At 54.0% G+C, this 19,947-nt stretch carries 12 protein-coding genes; 5 read left to right on the top strand and 7 right to left on the bottom strand.

Annotated features, from left to right (window positions below):
- The first annotated feature begins 6 nt into the window (after window positions 1–6).
- The 4 genes from HMPREF3016_RS01135 to HMPREF3016_RS01120 all read left to right on the top strand — a co-directional run bounded on the left by HMPREF3016_RS01135 (window position 7) and on the right by HMPREF3016_RS01120 (window position 7,197).
- On the top strand, window positions 7–1,092 hold the full coding sequence (locus HMPREF3016_RS01135; RefSeq protein WP_070739514.1) for a FecCD family ABC transporter permease: 1,086 nt from the start codon (window positions 7–9) through the stop codon (window positions 1,090–1,092).
- The gene (locus tag HMPREF3016_RS01130; protein WP_070739511.1) at window positions 1,092–1,853 is read left to right on the top strand and encodes a heme ABC transporter ATP-binding protein; all 762 of its coding nucleotides are present in this window, start codon (window positions 1,092–1,094) and stop codon (window positions 1,851–1,853) included. The genes HMPREF3016_RS01135 and HMPREF3016_RS01130 overlap by 1 nt, the downstream gene beginning before the upstream one ends.
- 246 nt (window positions 1,854–2,099) lie before the next feature.
- Window positions 2,100–4,661 (top strand): HAD-IC family P-type ATPase, encoded by a 2,562-nt coding sequence (locus tag HMPREF3016_RS01125; protein ID WP_210399775.1) that lies wholly within the window; start codon window positions 2,100–2,102, stop codon window positions 4,659–4,661.
- 460 nt (window positions 4,662–5,121) lie between these two features.
- The gene (locus HMPREF3016_RS01120; RefSeq protein ID WP_070739508.1) at window positions 5,122–7,197 is read left to right on the top strand and encodes a glucose PTS transporter subunit IIA; all 2,076 of its coding nucleotides are present in this window, start codon (window positions 5,122–5,124) and stop codon (window positions 7,195–7,197) included.
- Between the two features lie 109 nt (window positions 7,198–7,306).
- Here the strand turns inward: HMPREF3016_RS01120 and HMPREF3016_RS01115 are convergent, their stop codons facing one another.
- A complete protein-coding gene (locus HMPREF3016_RS01115) occupies window positions 7,307–9,013 on the bottom strand; it encodes an ABC transporter family substrate-binding protein (protein WP_070739505.1) in 1,707 nt (568 codons plus the stop codon).
- 55 nt (window positions 9,014–9,068) lie between these two features.
- Between HMPREF3016_RS01115 and HMPREF3016_RS11095 the strand changes: the two genes are divergently transcribed.
- A complete protein-coding gene (locus HMPREF3016_RS11095) occupies window positions 9,069–9,311 on the top strand; it encodes a hypothetical protein (protein WP_210399774.1) in 243 nt (80 codons plus the stop codon).
- Between the two features lie 89 nt (window positions 9,312–9,400).
- Here the strand turns inward: HMPREF3016_RS11095 and HMPREF3016_RS01110 are convergent, their stop codons facing one another.
- The 6 genes from HMPREF3016_RS01110 to HMPREF3016_RS01085 form a co-directional block, all read right to left on the bottom strand.
- Window positions 9,401–11,119 carry an ABC transporter family substrate-binding protein gene (locus HMPREF3016_RS01110; RefSeq protein WP_070739502.1) on the bottom strand — a complete coding sequence of 573 codons (1,719 nt, stop codon included), beginning with the start codon at window positions 11,117–11,119 and terminating at the stop codon, window positions 9,401–9,403.
- A 358-nt stretch (window positions 11,120–11,477) separates the two neighbouring features.
- On the bottom strand, window positions 11,478–13,196 hold the full coding sequence (locus HMPREF3016_RS01105; protein ID WP_070739499.1) for an ABC transporter family substrate-binding protein: 1,719 nt from the start codon (window positions 13,194–13,196) through the stop codon (window positions 11,478–11,480).
- A 384-nt stretch (window positions 13,197–13,580) separates the two neighbouring features.
- Window positions 13,581–15,296, bottom strand: coding sequence for an ABC transporter family substrate-binding protein (locus tag HMPREF3016_RS01100; protein ID WP_070739496.1), 1,716 nt, complete (start codon window positions 15,294–15,296; stop codon window positions 13,581–13,583).
- Between the two features lie 241 nt (window positions 15,297–15,537).
- Window positions 15,538–17,652, bottom strand: coding sequence for an ABC transporter ATP-binding protein (locus HMPREF3016_RS01095; protein WP_048753398.1), 2,115 nt, complete (start codon window positions 17,650–17,652; stop codon window positions 15,538–15,540).
- Window positions 17,653–17,657: 5 nt separating this feature from the next.
- Window positions 17,658–18,731: an ABC transporter permease gene (locus HMPREF3016_RS01090; RefSeq protein ID WP_070739493.1), complete on the bottom strand. Its 1,074-nt coding sequence runs from the start codon at window positions 18,729–18,731 to the stop codon at window positions 17,658–17,660.
- Window positions 18,728–19,723, bottom strand: a complete 996-nt coding sequence (locus tag HMPREF3016_RS01085) for an ABC transporter permease (protein WP_013398417.1) — start codon at window positions 19,721–19,723, stop codon at window positions 18,728–18,730. The genes HMPREF3016_RS01090 and HMPREF3016_RS01085 overlap by 4 nt, the downstream gene beginning before the upstream one ends.
- Window positions 19,724–19,947 lie beyond the last annotated feature (224 nt).

Here is a 19,947-nt window from a genome sequence, read left to right as displayed (position 1 = left end):
CTACCTGTGAATTCGTCCAACCGCACTGATGCGGCGACTCCCGGCAGCGCGGATTATCGCAGCAAACGCCGCATCCGTATTCTCGCAACTTTTGGCTTTCTGAGTATTGCCCTGATCGTCATAACCGTGGTGTCTGCGGGGTTGGGTCAGTACAATATTCCGACCGATCATGTGGTGGCTTCGCTGGGGCGCCGCCTGGGTATGATTCCCAAGGATCCGACCGCCTATCTTGAAGACAGCACCCTGTGGAATATTCGTTTTCCGCGTGTGCTTTTAGGGCTGCTCGTGGGCGCTGCCCTGGGATGCTCGGGCGCGGTCATGCAGGCGGTTTTCGGTAACCCGCTGGCCGAGCCCGGGGTTATCGGTGTGTCTTCGGGCGCCGCAGTGGGAGCATGTGTAGCGGTCGTTTTCAATCTCGAATTCTTCGATATTTACACGGTTCCAGCTTTCGCCTTCGGCGGTGCCCTCGCGGCAACAGCACTGGTTTATTTTCTCTCGCGTTCCTCAGGTCGGGCGAAAGTTCTCTCCATGATTTTGACGGGTATTGCGGTAACTGCGGTGGCAAACGCCGCAATCGCGTTCTGCCTGTACCTGGCCGATAATGTCAGCCGCGACCGCATCGTCTTCTGGCAGATGGGATCGCTCAACGGGTCTACGTGGAAGGCTCTTGCCAGCGTGTGGTTCGTGATCGTGGCGGGGCTGATCATGTGCTTGATGATTTCACGCAAACTTGATCTGTTGGCGCTGGGCGAGCGCGCGGCACAGCATTCCGGGGTGAATGTTGAGCGTCTGCGCGGTGTTGCGATTGCTGCTACGGCGCTTTTGACGGGGGCGGCGGTGGCTCATGCGGGCATTATCGCCTTTGTGGGGCTGATTATTCCGCATCTGCTTCGGCTTATTTTAGGGCCGTCTAACCGTTTGCTGCTGCCTGCTTCGGCACTGGGCGGGGCGCTGTTAATTGCGCTTTCCGATTTGGGGGCGCGCACGCTCATTCCGGTCTCTGACCTGCCGATCGGTATTTTTACGGCGCTCGTGGGTGGCCCTACGTTCTTCTTCCTGTTGCGCCGTTCGATGGGGACGGGAGGTCTTTAATGCTTATTGTTGATGGGGTGTCGCTGTCGGTGGGTGGGCGGCGCATCTTAGAGGATGTCTCTTTTGAGGTTCAGGCGGGCGAGGTTGTGTCGCTCATCGGTCCCAATGGCGCCGGTAAGTCCACGATTTTGGGGGTTATTGCGGGCGATACTAAGCCCGATTCCGGTTCGGTACTGCTCAAGGATAAGCGGGTGGGTGAGTATTCGTATCTTGAGCTTGCGCGTCTGCGTGCCCTGCTGCTGCAGAAAACTCAGGTGGCGTTTTCGTACCTTGTGCACGAGGTAGTGGCGATGGGGCGCACCCCGTGGCGCGGTACCGAGCGTGCGCATGAGGACGACGCCGTGATCGAGCAGATGATGGCACGCACGCATACAGAGATGATGGCAAATCGCGATGTGACAACCCTTTCGGGTGGCGAAAGCGGGCGTGTGCATTTGGCTCGTATTTTTGCGCAGCAGACTCCCCTAGTGCTCTTGGATGAGCCTACGGCGGCGCTGGATATTAAACATCAGGAACAAACTCTGCAGATGAGCCGGGAGCTTGCCGCTGAGGGCACGGCGGTGTTAGCGGTTCTGCATGATTTAGATGTGGCGGCGGCGTATTCGGATAGGATCGTGCTGCTGGATAGGGGTCGTGTGGCTGCCAACGGTACCCCCGCTCAGGTGTGTACCGAGGAGCGGCTGAGCCGTGTGTATCAGCATCCGATTGAGGTTTTGGAGCATCCGGTGACGAAGCGACCTCTGGTTCTGCCGCGGCGATAGAGCGGCACTGTGCTTTGAGTCGTCCTTTTTCTGGGCTGCTACCCCGAATATTTCATGCCGGTATCCGACGGATTCTCAGTATATTCCCAGTTCGGCATATAAGCCCTGTGCCATGGTTACTTGTTAGAATAAAGTAATGCCCGGCGCAGGGTTATTTCTCGTGATAAGAAGTCTGAACTCGCCCGGGTGCAGTCCAAACCGTATGTATTACTCTTCCCCTACCCCACGAAGGAGAGTACCCCATCCATGAGTTCTGACCAGCACAAGACAATGCTGTCTGAAGCCTCCGGTTATGTTCCCGAATATTCTGCTCAGGCACACAGCGGTTCTCAAGAGCTTGCTGTTCACGGGCTCAGCAGCGATGAGGTTGCTAAGCTCACCGCCGCCGGTAAGGTCAATGCTCAGAATAATAAGTCTTCCCGCACCTTGTGGAGCATTATGCGGGCACACCTATTTACGGTATTTAACCTGGTGCTTGGGCTGTGCGGTCTGGTTGTGATTCTGTACCAGCGTTGGGCTGATCTGCTCTTTCTGTTCGCCGTGGTGGCGAATGTGATTATCGGTTTTGTGCAGGAGTACAAGGCTAAACTTGAGCTCGACCGTATCTCTCTGCTTGACCGATCCCCGATCACGGCGGTGCGCGATGGCGCTATGATCGAGGTCCCTATGGAGTCCCTGGTTGAGGGCGATGTGGTAGTGCTCAAACGCGGCGACCAGGTTCCTGCGGATGCGGCGGTCCTTACCTCCGACTCGCTAGAGCTGGATGAATCCCTGCTGACCGGCGAGAATGACCCGATTCCGAAACGTCCGGGCGATATGGTGCTTTCGGCATCGAGCGTGCTCGGCGGCACCGGGCGCGTACTGCTCTCGGCGGTGGGCTCCGAGTCCCGTGCAAGCAAAATTTCCGATGAGGCCCGTCAGTTCTCGCGCATCCAGTCTGAGCTTCGCGATGCGCTCGACCGCGTGGTGCGGTGGATTACCTTCGGCCTTGCCATCATTATCCCGATCGTGCTGTGGGGTCAGGTACGCGCGGCGGGCGGCCTTGAGGTTGTCAATCGTGATGGTCTCTGGGAGAACGTTGCTATTGCGGTAGTTTCGTCAGTAGCATCTATGATTCCGCAGGGTTTGGCGCTCATGACAACCTTGGCGTTCGCGGCGGCGGCTGTGGCTCTGGGACGTAAACACAATATTTTGGTGCAGGAACAGCCCGCCGTTGAGGTGCTCGCCCGCGTGGATACGGTGTGCTTCGACAAGACGGGCACCCTGACCGAGGGCGGCGTGATTTTCGATTCGGTACGTCCGCTGACTACTCCGGCCGAGGCAAAAGCACCCGATGAAAATCAGGCGTGGCGCGCATCCCTGCCGCAGGGCTGGGACCAGGCGTTGGCGTGGTTCGGTCATGATGAAAACGCGAATCCGACCGCAGCAGCACTCACCGGCGGGTTCGAACAGGCGCCCACCGAGCAGGTAAGCGGCATTGTGCCGTTCTCATCGGCGTTACGCTTTAGTGCTATCGAGTTTAAGTCTTCGGGAGCCTGGCTTCTCGGCGCTCCCGAGGCTCTGCTGAACCAGGGCACCGAGGAACGTGAGCGGGCCCGTGAACTCGCATCATTGGGTCTGCGCACGATGGTACTCGCGCATGCATCCGCCGTGGTACGCAACGATGACGGAGACCCGGTGCAGCACATCCCCACCGACCATACTCCCGTGCTCTTCGTGATTTTCCGCGAAAATGTGCGTTCCGATGCCCCCGAAATCGTGGACTATTTCAATCGCCAGGGCGTAACCCTCAAGGTGTTCTCAGGCGATAACCCGTACACCGTGCAGGCAGCTGCGAAGACCGCCGGCATGGATATTTCTGCGGGCGCGATTGATGCCTCTACCCTGCCGGAAGACGGCCCCGAACTCGCCGAGGCCGCCGCAACCCACAATATTTTCGGTCGCGTTTCGCCCGAGCAGAAGAAGAACATGGTGATCTCGCTCAAAGAGCAAGGACACGTCGTGGCAATGACCGGCGACGGTATTAACGATGCGCTCGCCCTCAAACACGCCAATCTCGGCATTGCGATGGGCAACGCTGCACCCGCAACAAAAGCCGTCTCGCGCCTGGTGCTTCTGGACGGCAAGTTCTCTTCGCTTCCCGCTGCCTTGGAACAGGGCCGCCAGGTGATTGCGAACATCGAAATGGTGGCAAACCTGTTCCTAACAAAGACCGGCTTTGCGATCCTGCTGGGTGTGGTCTTCGGTCTGATGGGGCTGATCTTCCCGTTCCTGCCCCGCCAATACTCGACCGCAGATTTCCTGATTGTGGGCGCATCCTCCTTCGCGCTGGCGCTGCTGCCGAACTCGCGCCGGTACGTGCCCGGATTCTTGCGCCGCGTGCTAAATTACACGATTCCGAATTCTATTATCGTGGTGGCGATGCTGGTTCTGGTAAACCTGGCGGCGCTGTTTATCTTCCGTCCGGAAGGGGATATACGACAGGTTCAAACGGCATCGTTTATCACCCTGGTGATTATGGGGCTGTGGAATCTGGCAGCGGTAGCACGCCCACTCAATACCGCACGAATGCTTCTCTTCGGAGCGCTTCTGAGTATCTTCTTCGCAGCCCTTCTGGTACCGCTTCTCGTCAAGTATCACCAGTTTGAGATGCCGTCGACGGAACTTCTTATGCTCTCTATCGGCGCCGGAGTACTGGGTGCCGTGCTGATTGAGGTGAACGCGCATCGTAGTCGCCGCTGGCAGAAACGCAGCTACCCCGAGCTTGAGGTGGCTTCACTGAGCTTCTTCCCTTCCACGACGAAATAGCTCAAGATCGCATCTTCCCCTCAGCAGTCGTCTAAGAACCGGTGCCGTAATATCAGAATGGCACCGGTTCGGCGTTTAAACTCTTTCGGATGCTCTGACCCGCCGTAACGTAAAAACCGCCGCATACCTGAACGGCACAATTTACACTTTCTGAACTTTCAAAACCTCATCTTGCGCTCGCGCAGGTTTAAGCCTAAAGTTACATGCAGATATTGTGATTCTTAGAATCACACAACCATAGAACACAGGGTTGTTACTGGTAAGGCAGGCAAGACCTGAGTTGCTGAATCCCTTGAGGGCATAGATTCCCTAGGGTTCATCGTTATACCCACGATGCTTTAATGCATCACGGTACGGCGGCATGCAGCTCGGGTCTTTTTTGTTTCCCTCGGGGCGTTTTGCTCTGAGGATGCCGCCGGTAACATCCCTAACACACTATTCACCGTGCAAGGATAACAACGTGAAAAACCACGAACTTGGCGAGAAGATTCTGACGGGACTTGGCGGTTCCGAGAATATCGCCCACTTTACGCACTGCGCAACCCGTTTGCGCGTAACTCCCGCCGACAGGAGCAAGGTCAATACGGAACAGATTAAGAGCATCCCCGGGGTGCTCTCGGTCATTGAGCAGTCCGGTCAGACTCAGGTCGTGCTCGGCGATCGTGTTGAGGGGGTCTACAACGAGATGCAGACCCTGCCCGGCATGGCGAACCTTGGCGAAGATAATGCTGGTTCCAAGAAGGCTTCCGAGGGCAAGAAGGCTGGCTGGCTCACCAATATCTTCGATGTGCTCTCCGATTCCTTCCGTCCCCTGCTGTGGGCGCTGTTGGGCACCTCCATGATTCTGACCCTGATCGTGTTCTTGCAGCAGTTCGGTTTCTTCGGTCAATACACCGACCTGACCGGCCAGAGCGTGAACATCGATATTGTGAACGGTCCGCGACTTTCCGATGAAGCCGCCGGTAAGGCACTCGAAGCCGAATGGATGAAGCAGTTCGCTTTCTGGTACATCCTCAAGGCTGCCGCTCTGTCGGTGCTGAACTTCATGCCCATTATGCTTGGCGCAACCGCCGCAAAGCGTTTGGGCGCGAATATGTGGGTTGGTGCTGCTATTCCGGCGGCGCTGATGACCAGCACCTTCCAGAGCCTCACCAAACTTGCTGACCCGGCTACTAAGATGCTTGACGTATCCATTATGGGTCTGCACCTGCCGCTGTACGCCTACGATTACACCGGTCAGGTGTTCCCGCCCCTGCTGGCGGTTGCCCTTTTGGCGCCTCTGGAGCGTCTGTTGAAGAAGATCATTCCGAATATGCTGCAGATGGTCTTCGTCCCCATGCTGTCCGTTATTATTCTGGTGCCCGTAACCGCTTTCGTGGTGGGCCCCATCGGTATTGGCGTGGCTATGGGTATCTCCGACTTCCTGAAGAATGTTAACGATGTAGCTCCGGGAGCTGTGGGTGCGCTAATCGCAGGTCTGTACCTGTTCATGGTTCCGTTGGGCCTGCACTGGCCGCTGAACGCCGTGATGATTAACAACCTGCAGACCCTGGGTACTGACTTCATCCAGTCCCCCATGGGTGCTTACAACTTCGCCGTCTTCGGCGCGGTCACCGGTGTTGCTATTAGGGCTTCACGGAATAAGGAGCTTCGCCAGACTGCGGTGGGTGCTTCTATGTCCGGCCTGCTCGGTGGTATTTCGGAGCCCTCCCTCTACGGTGTGGTTCTGCGCTACAAGCGAGTTATTCCCCTCATCCTTGTACCGGCTGTGGCCGGTGGTGCCACCATCTCACTGCTGGGGGTCAAGTCGCACGCTTTCGCCTTCACCTCGCTCCTGTCGATTCCCGCAATGCAGCCTTCCGCTCTGTATGCTCTGGGCTTGTCAATTGCGTTCGGTGGCGCGATGACGGGTGTTCTGCTCTTCGGGTATGAGTCCAGGAACGCAGCAAAGACTGCCGATACTCCTGCAGATTCCGCACGGGATGCGGCGGCAAGCGCATCGGCGAAGAAAGATTCCGCCGATCAGGCCGGGTCAGCATCCGCAGCTGCAACCGCTGCAGCGCCCGCACTAGAGGCAGGTACGGTTCTTGAGGTGGCTTCTCCTCTAGAGGGTAAGGCCGTGGCACTTTCCGAGGTTCCAGACCCGATTTTCGCTGCCGGTAAGCTCGGCGAGGGTGTTGCGGTTGAGCCGACCGGCACCACCGTGGTTGCACCCGCAGCGGGTAAAGTCGCAGCTACTTACCCCTCCGGCCACGCGGTGGGCCTCAAGTTGGATAACGGCGTGGAACTTTTGGTGCACGTCGGTTTGGATACTGTGAACCTCGATGGTGAAGGCTTTACCGTCAAGGTGAAGAAGGGCGATCAGGTTGCCGCAGGCGATACGCTGATCGAGTTCGATCCTGCGGTCATTAAGAAGGCTGGTTACCCGCTCATCACTCCGGTGATTGTGACCAATACCCGCAAGTTCGCCTCGGTTGAGGGCGTTGTGGGTAATGCAAATAATGCATCCACCGTTTTGAAGGTGACTACTAAGTAGGTTTTCCGATGCGGCAAAAGCCCCACGTGCAGTTCAGCTGCACGTGGGGCTTTTGTGATATTCCGTTGTTTAGTCATGGCGGCGGAGCCTCTTAAGCCTCCGGTTTATACTACGATTTTTTCTCCCACCCCACGTTAATCCACACATTGGGGTCGTAGTAGGGTGCTGCGAAGAGCGCGGGGCCATAGTTGGCGAGTTTTTTGCGCACCGCAAGATAGTTGGGCCCGTTGTACAGCGGAATATAGGTGGCAACATCCTGCTGATGCTTCTGTTCAATGGCGTTGGCGCGTTCCAGCTGCTGGTGTGTATCCTCGGTTCCCAGCATCTGCGCCGCCATGCTGCGGATTTCTTCGGTGCTCCAGCCTTCCGTGGCGGAAGCGTACAGGTAGTTAACCGCCTCCACGGGGGTTGGGGTGATGCTGTACCCGGTGAAAACCGCATCGTAGTCGCCAGCGGCGAGCGCAGTGCTGTATTCGTTGGCTGGGCGGTTTTCAACCTTGGCGTCGATCCCCATGCGCTTGAGTTGTTCCATCATGAAGTTGCTCATGGAAGCCACCGTTGGCTCGGTCGTGAAGTTGGTGATGGTCAGGGCTGCTTTTTCTTCGCCTTTAGTGTAGATACCTGCGCGGGTGTATCCGGCTTTCTCAAGGATTTTGACGGCGTTTTCGATGCTTGATCTGCTGGGATAGTTGTTGCGGTACCCGTTTTGGAGCGGTAGGAAGCAGAGCGAGCCGGGCAGGGTTTCTTTCCAGCCAAGCTGTCCGAAACGTATATGCTGAATCTGTTTGCGGTCGATTCCGGCAACCACGGCCTGGCGTATGGGCAGTGGAACTTTGCGGGGGTTGAGCTGTAAAACGCCCGCGTAGAGCGCCATTCCGCGGCGAATTTCGATGTCTGCAACACTCGTGATGTCGTTGTAGGCGCTCACGGTGCTCACGTTAACAACATCAAGTTCTCCGGTTTTGAAGGATGCGCGTTCCTCGGCGCTGTCTTCTATCTCGTACCAGGTGATGGTATCGAGAAGGGGCTGTGTACCCCACCATGCTGGATTTCGCTCGACTCTCAGGTATCTTTCGGCGGTATTCCACTCTTGAACTTTGTAGGGTCCTGCCCAGTATTTATCAAGGGGTTTATCAAAGCCGTTGTTGAAGAGCTCCGGGTCTTTCAGCGCCGGGTGCAGGAAGATGCAGAGGCTTCCATCGGCTGGGTACCACGGGGTTTTCATGGTAATGCTGATGGTGTGTTTGTCGCCTGATTCTTCGATGGAGGCTATCTGTTTCCAGGCTCCCCCGTCGTGTATTCGGTAGTCGTTGCCGCCGTCGTCTTTGCCGCGCAGGATTTCCCAGGTGGTGCGTAGTGCCTCAATGTCGATAGGTGTTCCATCGTTGAACGTGGCTTTTGGGTTGATCTTGATGCTGATGGTTTGTGTACCGTTCGCGGTTTCGGCTTTGAACTCGGTAACGTAGTCGGGGTTGGTGGTAAGGTTTCCGGCGTAGTCGCTTATCCATCCTCCGGGGGCGGCTGCCGAGTTCACGGCCGCGTGAATGGTGAGCATTGAGATTCCGTACCCGGATTCGGAGGTGATGTTGAAGTTTGGTCCGATAGCGGGATATGACAGGTTGAGGCTGCCACCCTTGCTCAACTCGGCTCTATCGCGCGGATTGGTTGCTGTTGCCTCTTGAGAATCTGTTCCCCAGCCCGAGCCGGGCAGTTCTGAAGCATTCGTTCCAGCCTGGCAGGCGGTTAGCACGCTGATTCCTGAGAGCGCGAGAGTACCAGTGAGCAGGGTTCTGCGGGTGACAGATACGTTCTTCATCGAAGCTCCTGAGGTTCCGGGGAGAATCTGTGCCGGGTGAGCTAGTTCGCCGTGGATGGGTAAAACATACCGGATGCACAACAGTGAAACATCCCTGCTTAATTATATCCCGGTTATCCTGCCTTTTGAGCTTATTTCACGCGGTTTCATGAGCTTTCGCAACACCCTTCATCTTTTAATCTTCGCCACGCTAATCTTGCCGGTGGCTGTCGGCGGCGGAGGTATATACCGCCTTCACTGGTTGGAATTACATAGGACCAGCACAGACCCTCAAGGGCTTCATCTCGGCGACTACTAGTATCTTTCAGAAAACAACCCAGCAAAAGCAAGTGCCCCCAACCGCATATCGGTCAGGGGCACTTCGGCTCAACAGTGCTGCAAGATTGACTACTCCTGCCAGCCTACATTGACCCATAGATTAGCATCTGTATAACTTGTCTGGAACAAGCGAGGACCGTAGTTTGCCAGCTTACTCTTCACAGCCGAGTAGCTCGGACCATTAGCGAAGGGCAAGTAAATAGCAACCTTTTCCATGTGGAGCTTCTCTACCTGGTTGGCAAGCTTAATCTGCTCATCTTTAGATTCAGTTGCCGAAATCTTAGCAACCAAGTTATCAATTTCGTCGTCACCCACGCCGTTGTTAATATCCTTGGTGTAGAAGTACTGGGGGCTATCTGCCATATTCGCGCCTACAGCCCAACCGGAAAGCGTACAATCGTAACTCTTCGTACCCACGACAGAGTTAAAATTCGACTCTGGCTGATTATCGTTGGTTACTTTAATACCAGCTTGTTTAAGCTGTTGCTCTATTCGCTGGAATTTTGCTTGGGTGACGGTATCACTACCGAAAGTAGTAATCGAGAATCCTGCAGTCTTACCGTCCTTCTGGTAAAAGTCACCGCTCTTGGTGTACCCTGCTTCTTCCAGAATCTTCTTGGCGGCATCTGCACCCGAATCCTTCGGAACGTTATCCTCATATCCCTTCTGGAAAGGCATAGCGAGCATAGACCCGGGCATTGGTTCTTCCCAGCCAACCTGCTTAAAGGTAACATCTGCTAGTTGAGAACGATCAACCGCCGCAAAAGCAGCACGGCGAACCGCCAGATCTGTAACGCGAGTAGCATTAAACTGCAAGTTCTGCACACCAGTATTCTGACCTGAACGAATTTCAGTACCGTTCTGCCCCTTAACAGCGCTATAGGTTGCAGCATCGGTAAATCCTGCGGCATCCAGTTCACCGTTCTTAAACGCAGCCCGAAGAGAATCGATACCCATCTGACGCCAGATAATCTTCTCCAGCAATGGCTTCTTCTCGCCCCACCATTTATCATTTGGAGCCAAAGTAATAACCTTCTCAGAAGAGTTCCAGTTACTTACCTTAAAAGGACCAGCCCAGTATTGATCCATAGGCTTATCGACAAAACCATCGTTGAACAGCTTCTTATCGACAAGAGCAGGATGTGTAGCAAACGTACCCAGGTCATCCGATAGATAGTATGGAGTTGAGAGAGTAATCTTCACATGGAACTTGTCACCATCGACAGCTTCAATACTTTCCATCTGCTCCCATGAAGGGTTGGGGATGATGTTGTAGCCTGAGTCTCCGCCACCCTTATAGATCTCCCAGTATGCTTTGACTGCTTCAACGTCAATAGGAGTACCGTCATTAAAGACAGCCTTAGGGTTAATCTTGAATTCTACGGTCTGAACCCCATCTTTAGTCTCCATCTTGTGTTCCAAACAGAAATCTTTGTTGATAGAGCGTTCGCCTGCAGGGTCCGTATTATAAAAACCAACAACGGCTGGTGTGTTACAAGGGCCACCAAAAGCTGCTAGGTTCTCTGTGGTATAGCCACTCTGAGTCATGGTGTTGAAGTCCGGGCCCAAAGCACTCACGGAAAGTTTCAGTTCGCCACCCTTCTTCAGTGAAGAGTAGTCCTGCTTGTTAATCTGCAGATTCTTGACAACTTCTTCCGCGCTAGAAGCTGCTTTGCCGCTTAGCTTGTCATCTTTTGAACCGCCACACGCAGCCAGTAAGCCAACACTTCCCAGGGCGACAGTGCCCGTCAGCAGGGTGCGGCGGTTGAAGGTTCTCTGAACGTTCATGAGGATTCTCCTTTACTGCCTTGAGTCTATACGATGTGACACATCACCTATGATTCAAGGCACATACAACAATGTTGCTTTTATAGTACAGAACCCCCTACCCCACCGCAAATAGTTTTCACGCCTTACCAATCTACGGAATTTCTACCGTGTAAACCTGTAGATTCTCCCGTCACATATTCGCTTTTTTAGAATAAAACTAATTTTTATCCGCAAATGCGATAAGGCGCGAGCAGATAATATTTTGTCGAGCAGATAGCGGGTTGTTATCTGCTCGACAAAATATTATCTGCTCGCCGGGTTAGAGTGAGTGCGAATGTGCATAACACCCACCCCATCCGTCAGAGAGCGAGCAAAACTACTTCACCCAACCAACCTTAGTCCAGTCGATGGTCTTGAACAGGAACGCACCATAGTTAGCGAGACCCTTCTTCGTGAAGACGTAGTGAGGACCGTTAGCAGCGCATCCTAAGAAGGCAAGTTCGGCGGTATGCTTCTTCTCGATCTCGTCGCATTTGAGGTTCCGCTCCTTATCGTCCTCAATCAGAAGCATTTCCTCGATCATGGCGTCGATCTCAGGGCTGCCGATGCCGTCGCTATTGGACGAGTGGAAGAACTGTTGAGTGGCGACCGTAGCATCGGGGTTATTCGCCTCGTATCCCGCGAACGTGATGTCGTACTCCCAGTTGCCCAAGACCCTACCGAAATCGCCTTCGGGATGCTGATCGACCTCAATATTGAGCCCGGCTTCTTTCATATTCCGCGTAAAGGTCTGAGCCATACCCTTATCAACAGGATCGTCACCAAAGATCACGATCTTGTAGTGAATCTGCTGCCCATCTTTCGCGTAGAAATCGCCGTCTTTGGTGTATCCGGCATCCTCAAGCACCTTCTTGATGGCGTCTTTGGGGCTGCCCTCTACCTTGGGGAATGCGTCCTGATAATACTCCGAGAAAGGCATGTGGAGCATCGATCCGGGTATCTCTTCTTCATAGGGCAAGCCCTGGTACCGAATCTTGGCGAGGGCCTCCCGATCAAGCCCATAGAAAATAGCCTTCCGCACGGCGGCATCCTTGACCCGCCGGGGGTTCACATCGATACCGGAAACATGCAGGCGCACTCCCTTGTGGAGTTCCGTGCCTGCCACCGCCTTAAACTCGGAGTAGGCAGAGGCGGTTCCTGCAGCCGCAGCATCGATTTCATCATTCTTGAAGGCCGCTTTCTTCGCTGGTTCATCCATCTGTCGGAAAATAATCTTCTCCAGCACGGGCTTATCGCCCCACCATTTATCGTTCGGCACCACCGTAATGGTCTTCTCGGAGGAGTTAAAGCCGCCGTCTTTGATCGTGAAGGGTCCACAGCCCCACTCGGGATGCAGATTATCCACAAAGCCCTCATTATAGACCTTAGGATCTTCCAGCGCCGGATGCAGAATAAAGGTGAACAGGGCATTCAAGGGGTAGAAGGGCTTCGAGAATGTCACCTTTACGTGGAAGTTATCTTCTTCGGCTTCCACGCTTTCAACATATCCATAAATATCCGAGGATACAATGTTGTATTCCCCATCAGCCTTCTGTTGAGTTTTCCAGGTGGTCTGCAGGGCTTTCACATCAATAGGCGTTCCGTCGTTGAACTTGGCCTGGGGATTCAACACGATCTTGACGATAACCTTCTCCCCCTCTTTGCCGGGGGTGAAAGACTGGGCATATTCTTTCCTGAGGGTCTTAGTACCGTCAAAGTCTAGGATCCACAAGCCTGCATCATGAATGGTGCTCATAATGGTCTGAGTATCGGTCATATTGCCCGACGTAGTCCGGGGGTTGAAATCTGGCCCCATCGACCCGACCGGCAGCCGCAGGGTTCCGCCCTGTTTCAGCTCAGAAACCTCGTGAGCATTGATGTCGTAGAGGTCTTTAAGGTTTGCACCCTGCCTGGGAGCGGCAGTTTTTCCGTCCTTCGCGCCGCCGCCACATGCGGAAAGCACACCGACGGTTCCAGCTGCCGCAGCTACGCCCAGCAGAGACCGGCGAGTCAGTGCATGAGGAATGAACGCTGCTGGGGTTTTGCTGATGCTCATGATGTGTTTCCTTACGTGTATGCGCCCTGCGATGGGGTTGGTGTTTCAGAGACTTTGAGATAACTTATGCAGTGTCATGCATAAATTATCCATATCCAAAACCATACACCGAACTTCATGTGAAAGTTAAGAAAAACAGCAATAATGTGTTGTAAATTACATATTTTTATGCATATTTACACAGGGTTTGAGTGTATATTTTCTTATTTTTTCAGGAAATAATGAGCATAACTTACAATAATCTAGAATATTTACCGAATATCATGTGTGGCTATGAGGGCACAGACAAGGCGCATCCCCACTCCCCCGCGAGGGAATGCAGGATGCGCCTTATGTATATTTGTGAAACGTTCCCCTAATTTCTAAGGGCTATAGCTCAACCGACTAGTTTGTGAACCCAATACGCGACCACGCCGAAGGGTTGTACTGCGGATCATCAAAGAGAAACGCACCGTAGTTCGCCAGGTTCTTCTGGCAGCATACGATTTGTGGACCGTTGTAGAAGACGCTGCTCGTAGCAAATTCCTCCATATGCTTCTTCTCGATCTCGTTGCACTTGAGGTTACGTTCTTTAGCATCCTCAATGGAGAAGAGCCCCTCAATCATGGCGTCAATCTCTTCGGACCCAGCCCCATCGTTGTCTTCGCGGGAGTAGAACTGCTTGGTGCCCTCAGTGCCATCGTCGCTGTTTACGCTGTACCCAATGAAGCTCAGTTCGTGCTCCTTGGCAGACATCACCTTGCCCAAGTTACTAACAGGCTGCTGATCAACATCACTCTCAATGCCCAGATCACGAAGCTGCTGAGAGAGGAAACGCGCCAGAGATTTTATGGTGTTATCCTCGCTAAAGTTGTTCACCACTACTTTCGCGCGTTTGCCATCCTTTTCATAGAAATCGCCGTTTTTAGCGTATCCGGCCTCTTCCAGAATCTTAGCAGCCGCAGCCTTCCGATCGGCTGCCTGCGGCATACTATCGGCATAGTAATCTGAGAACGGCATATGGATCCTCGATCCGGGCAGGGCCTCGTTGAACGGCAAACCCTTAAAGCGAGTATCGGAAAGCGCCTTACGATCCAAGCCCACCATAATGGCGCGGCGAAGCGGAGTATCGACTTTGACGGGGTTCATCACCACACCGCCTGCAAAGAGGCGCTGGCCCTGGCGGAACTCGGCATTCTTAACATTTTCGAGTTCCTTGTATACGCTCACAACGTTAGCGTTTACGGCATCAAGCTCGCCATTGGCAAAGGCAGAACGCTGCGCGGGGGTATCGAGCAGGCGGAACGTGATGGATTCGAGAACCGGTTTTTCGCCCCACCATTTGTCATTTCGTGTGACGGTCAGCGTTTTCTCGGTTGAGTTCCAGCCGCCTTCGGCAACCTTAAACGGCCCTGCCGCATAATCAGAATTAGGCTTATCCACTAGACCATTGGCAAAGAAATCGGTATCCGTCATTTTCGGATGCACCACATAGCTGAAGAGGCTGGCAATCGGGTATGAAGGCTTCGACATCGTGACCTTCACGCGGGTTGCGCTGCCGTCTTCTTCAATAGACTCAATATTCGGGTACAGACCCGTGCTCTGAATCTGATAAGTCTTGTTGTCTGAAAGAACTTTATGAGTCGCTCTCAGAGCTTCAATATCGAGCGGGGTACCATCGTTGAATTTTGCCTTTTCATTCAACGTGATATGCAAAACCTGTTTGCCGTTCTCCATTGCGGAGGTGAACTCGGTACAGAAGTCGGGGTTAGGCGAAGTTTTACCTTCGTAATCTTGCTGCCACAGACCACTCGTGAGCAAAGAATTATACGAAGAAATAGCACGAGCATTATCGCCAACGGCGCCCTGAGTATGCAAAGGATTGAAATTTGGTCCCAAACTGGTGACCGCCAGACGCAGCTTTCCGCCGGATTTGAGGGCAGAAACATCCTGCTTATTAATTTTCACGAGGTCTGCGATATTCGCGCCTGCCGTTGCTGCAGCCTGAGTAGAGCCGGAACCACCGTTTTTACCGGAACAAGCCGCAAGCATGCCAACGGTTCCCAGCGCAGCACCGCCTGCGAACAGGGTGCGGCGGTTCAGAGTGGAGTGAGCTTTCACGAGCGTATTCTTTCTATCACCGACAAACGCACAGTCTAGCGCTACCGCCCGTGGTAGCGGCGTTTGATACATCTTAATTGTATTCATGGAATTGCAGAGCGAGAATTTATTTCCTGCAATCTCAAATACTGGTAATTCATATCACTATTTCGCTTTATCGCATAATATAAATTTTTAGCTCTTTAAAACGTTGCGGGGATGATTCTCATAGAAGAATCATCCCCGCAACACACATGCGGTTCTACGAAACCGACTCTAGCGCTACATCGGGAAGGTCTGCACCATCCGGGTAGTAGCAAGCATAACCGTGGTCTTCGCCGTCAAGCGTGATAACCTCGGGCTTTTCCTCCAGGCACCGCTTCTGCTTATCCTCAGGAAGCAGCTTGAAGATGGGGCACCTGCTGGAGAAACCGCATCCTACCGGTGCATTAACCGGAGTGGGCAGGTCGCCATCCAGCATGATGCGCTGGCGCTTAGCCTCAACCTCCGGGTCTGGCACGGGAATAGCCGAAAGCAAAGCCTTGGTATACGGGTGAATCGGGTTATCAAAGACCTGATCCACGTGACCAATCTCGACGATGCGCCCCAGGTACATAACCGCAACCCGATCAGAAGCGTGGCGAATCACGGCGAGGTCGTGCGCCACCATCAGGTAACTCAGACCCAGGCTCGCCCGGAGTTCCTCAAGCAGGTTAATCACGCCTGCCTGAACGGAGACATCCAACGCCGAGACAGGTTCGTCCAGCACCACAAGTTTCGGGTTCACGGCAAGCGCACGGGCAATACCAATACGCTGGCGCTGACCGCCGGAGAACTGGTTCGGGAAGCGGTTCACGTGATCGGGCTGCAGACCCACGATCTTCATCAGCTCAACCACACGCTTTTTAATGTCCGGACGCTTCATGCCCTGGTTTTCCAGGGGCTCAGCAAGAATCTCGTAGACGGTAAAGCGCGGGTCGAGGGCGCCCGTGGGGTCTTGGAAAACCATCTGTTGGTTCTTGCGCAGTTCAAGAATCTCACTGACAGATTTATGATCCTGCGTAGAGACACCGTTAATCAGAATCTCGCCATCGGTTTTCTTACTGAACTCCATAATTTCCAGCAGCGTGGTGGTTTTACCACACCCGGATTCGCCCACGATTGAGAAGCACTCACCCTCACGAATATCGAAAGATACGCCGTCCACGGCCTTCACGGTGCCCACGCGGCGCTTCATGAGGGAACCCTTCATGAGCGGGAAATGCTTCTTCACGTTGCGCACTTCAAGCACCGGCGCGCGATCTTCGCGCGGAATGCTTTCAAACTTCGAAACGGGAGTTTCAGGAACGGTATAGAGTTCTTCGGCTGTCTTACTGATGAGGTCCTGCGAGATAGTGCAGGAGGAGTAGTGCCCCTCACCAGCGCCCTTGAGCGGAGCGAGCTCGGGCTCACCAGCGTCGTCCTTGCAGCACTGACCGCCGTTTTTGGCGACGGGGCAACGCTCACGGAACGAGCAGTGATCCACCGGGTACAGCAGATTCGGCGGCGTGCCCTCAATGGGCACCAAAGAGGTTTTCTGCGAGCGATCCACGCGAGGAACCGCACCCAACAAACCGATGGTGTAGGGATGGCTGGGGTACTTGTAAAGGTCTTCAGCCTTAGCAATTTCTACCGGTTTACCCGCGTACATCACCAGAATGTCATCGGCCATACCGGCGACAACACCCAAGTCGTGGGTAATCATGATAGTTGCCGCACCGGTTTCATCCTGCGCCTTATCCATAACCTCAAGCACCTGCGCCTGAATGGTGACGTCAAGCGCGGTGGTAGGCTCATCCGCAATAAGCACGCGCGGATCGTTGGCAATTGCCATTGCGATCATGATGCGCTGGCGCATACCGCCGGAGAACTCATGTGGGAAAGAACGCAGACGGTCGGCTGGGGAAGGAATACCCACTAGGCGCATGAGTTCGATAGAGCGATCTTTAATCGCCTGCTTGCTCATACCCTTATTGTGGATTTTGAGGACTTCGGCAATCTGATCCCCGATAGTGTACACCGGAGTCAGCGAAGACAGCGGATCCTGGAAGATCATGGAGATGTGCTTGCCACGGTACTGGCACATTTCCTTATCGCTCAGACCCAGCAGTTCGGTGCCGTTGTATGTGATAGACCCGGTAATATCAGCGGTCGTGGGGTGAAGCCCCATAATCGCCATAGATGCCACGGATTTACCCGAACCAGATTCACCAACGATACCCAGGGTTTTACCGGCGTAAAGGTCAAAATCAACACCGCGCACCGCATGTACAACACCGTTTTCGGTATTGAAGCTAACATGCAGGTCTTTAACACTCAGAACGGGAGAAGTGCTCATGAGTTTTATGCCTCCTCATTCTGGGTGGATGCCTGAGCATCGGGATTGGGGTCGGTTGATGGTGCTGCAGCGCCGGCTTTCTGAGCCTCCGCTTCCTCGATCTTAGATGCCGATTTCTGGCTCTTAGGTTTCTTTGACTTCTTGATCTTACCGACCGACATAGAAGTCGGGTCGAAGGCATCGCGCAGGCCATCGTTCATGAGCGAGAGCGGCCCCACCAGCAGGAAGAAGAAGATAACGGGGAACCAGAACATATGCGGCAGGGTATTAAGCTGCTGCGCGGCATCGGAAATCAAAGATCCCAGTGAGTAGTTCGGATAGGTAATACCGATGCCGATAAAGGAGTACGCAACCTCAGAGAGCACAGCGATCATGATGCCGGTCGTGAAGTTCAGCACGAGCATCGAGCCGATATTCGGTACGAGGTGCCGCAGCACGATCTTGAAGGGATGTACGCCCATGTAACGTGCTGCCTTCACGTAATCGCGCCCAATCAGGGATTGCGCCATCGCACGAATCACACGGGCAGGCCCCATCCAGCCGAATACAATCAGCACAGAGGAGAGCACAATCCACGTGGGAACGGTCTTCTGAATCTGCTTACCGATCTGACCGTTGATGAAAATCGCCAAAATCAGCAGCGAGGGAACCATAATCATGGTTTCCAAGAGGAAGAGCATAACCCTGTCGATCCAGCCACCAAAGTACGCCATCACACAACCGTAGATCGCGGAGATAATGACGGTGGCGATACCCACGACCAGACCGATTTCCATTGAGGTCCACACGGCTTCGCTCATCATGGCGAAAAGATCGTTACCACCCACGGTGGTGCCAAACCAGTGCTCTGCGGAGGGGCCTTCACCGCCGAGGGTCATAAAGTCAGATTCGGTTGCGGAGTACTTAGAAACATATTTGCCGAAGTACCCGAAAAGCCCCACACAGATAAAGACGATAAGCCCGAACACCGCAGCCTTGTTGCGCAAGAAGCGGCGGAGGATAATCACGTTCTTGTTGAGAACTTTAAAATCACCATTCTGCACGACAGGTACCGTGCTTGTTTCAGTTACCTGGCTCATGAGATCCTCACTCGGGGGTCGACGATCGTGGTCGCGATATCGGCGATAATGGCACCGATGGCGAACAGCACGGAACCGTAGGCGAGAGTAGCGGTCGCAGCGTTCACATCCTGCTGACCAATCGCATCAATAGACCATTTACCGATGCCGGGCCATGCAAACACGGACTCCGCGAAGAAGGCACCCGCAAAAATGGTGGGAATGGTGTATGCAATCGACTGTGCCACCGGGATAAAGGACACACGCAGGGCGTGGCGGGTAATCGCCTGGTTACGGGTGAGCCCTTTCGCGCGAGCGGTACGCACGAAGTCTGCGTTCACGTTATCGAGCAGGTATTGCCGCTGAGCAATCTGATAGCTGGCCCATCCGAAAATCGTCATACAGAAGGTCGGCACCACATAGTGCGCCGCCATGTCTATGGTGGTATCCCAGAAGCCTGTTACACCGGGCGTCGAAATACCGGTCACATAGAAAATCTTTTCGCCGCCGTTTTCAACCACAATGTTGTTAATGGCGGTCGCTCCCTGCTGCACCACGAAGTATGCCACGGGGGCAGGAATAATATAGACGAGATAGGAATACCCGGTAATAACCCGGTCGGAAAACTTGTACTGACGCGCTGCCGAGTAAACACCCAGCGCCACACCGATAATAATGGTCAAAATAGTCGCTGCGAGCATCAATCTGGTAGAAACCCACAGACGCTGACCAAATTCCTGATTGATATATCCGCTGTTTGGGCTGCGTCCCCAATCAAATTTGGTGACAACATTCGTCAGCCATTGAATGTATCTGTCCCACGCACTCATTTCGGGGTCGAGTCCGAGGGATGCGAGGGTGCGGTTCACCTGCTCAGGCGAGGGGCGCGGTACCTTTTCCTGCTCCAAAAGGGCAGGTTTTAGAGTGGTAACAGCCGCAAAATAACCCATAGTCGTGGTTAAGAAAACCATCACGAGGTAAGTGAGCGACCTCCGGAGGATGTACCTAAACATGGGGCGGTTCCCCTCCTAGATATTTTGGTTTCGTAGGCATGTGTGTAATAGCTTCCGTCATCGGATAATCCAGTGACTATAGTCACTAGAAGCGTAGTTCCTTTATCTTATATTTACATTCGGGTATCCACCAAACCCACATCGCCTTAAGATCAGCCGACAAGCACCATTTTGCGGGGTGCTGCGAGGATCTTAGAGGCGGCATCCCCGGTATCGCTATCAAA

It is taken from the genome of Rothia sp. HMSC065D02, from assembly GCF_001815285.1.
GTDB classification, from domain to species: Bacteria; Actinomycetota; Actinomycetes; order Actinomycetales; family Micrococcaceae; genus Rothia; species Rothia dentocariosa.
Note: the sequence above shows the minus strand (reverse complement) of the source record. Positions and strands in the feature narration are given on the sequence as shown.